The following is an 835-nucleotide window of genomic DNA, read 5'->3' as shown; positions in this document are numbered from 1 at the left end:
CTGTAAAACATGATCTTCTTCAGATGTTTCAGTTTGCTTGTTTACCATGCTCGTAATGTAAAAGAACCCATCGTTTAAATAATATGTATCTTCCTTTTTCGCATAAAAATAGCGTGCTGCATTACCGATATACTGTTCGATTTCAATTGTCCATCCTAATTCCTCGAGTAATTCACGATGCAAACATTCTTCTTTTGTTTCATTACCTTCCATACCGCCACCAGGTAAAAAGTAACGGTCTCCTTTTTGGATAACAGCAATCTTTGAAGAAGATGAATGAAAAATAATCGMATAACAACTWGGCCTTAATACATACTGAACAGTAAGCTCTTTATAACCAAATGTAAGTTTTGAAATCATAAAATATGACCTTTCTCTATAAAATACATAAAAGGGATATTAAGGTAAATGTAGAATTATATAAGTATAATCTTATAGGGGTGGAGTGATATCAACATGATAAATCGAAAGTGTTCAAGGTGTAAAGAAATAACAGGTACAATACATGGTGGTAAAAAAATAAATGAAGAATTTTTGTGTGAGGATTGTCTTCAAAAAGGAATTGCGAGTGGGGAAATCGAATTATCACAAGTGGAAGAAGAACAAACTTCGTATCTTTCTATAAAAATATTAAAAATAATGAGTGTTATTTATTTAATAGGATCAATTTTAATGGCTTTTTCTGCTGGATCGCTTATACATGATCCAGGATTTGGGGAAGTATCAATTTCAGGATCAGGATCAGGTGCAGTTGGTGTTATTATTATTGGATCCATATTCCAGTCTGTACTTGTATTTTGCGGTATTTGGGTATTCATCCTATTAGTAGAAACAG

The 835-nt window shown here is 32.4% G+C and carries 2 protein-coding genes; one reads left to right on the top strand and one right to left on the bottom strand.

The window, feature by feature from the left end:
• Positions 1-360 (bottom strand): NUDIX domain-containing protein (locus AC1DJR_RS31915; protein ID WP_477004457.1); only part of this gene is annotated, 360 nt, incomplete at its 3' end.
• 96 nt (positions 361-456) lie between these two features.
• On the opposite strand from AC1DJR_RS31915, the gene AC1DJR_RS31910 reads away from it, so the two are divergent.
• Positions 457-835 (top strand): DUF3980 domain-containing protein (locus tag AC1DJR_RS31910; protein ID WP_477004456.1); only part of this gene is annotated, 379 nt, incomplete at its 3' end.

The sequence above is a fragment of the Bacillus sp. 05T31 genome (assembly GCF_056396725.1).
The sequence above is the reverse complement of the archived record's forward strand: the minus strand, read 5'-3'. Positions and strand labels throughout refer to the sequence as shown.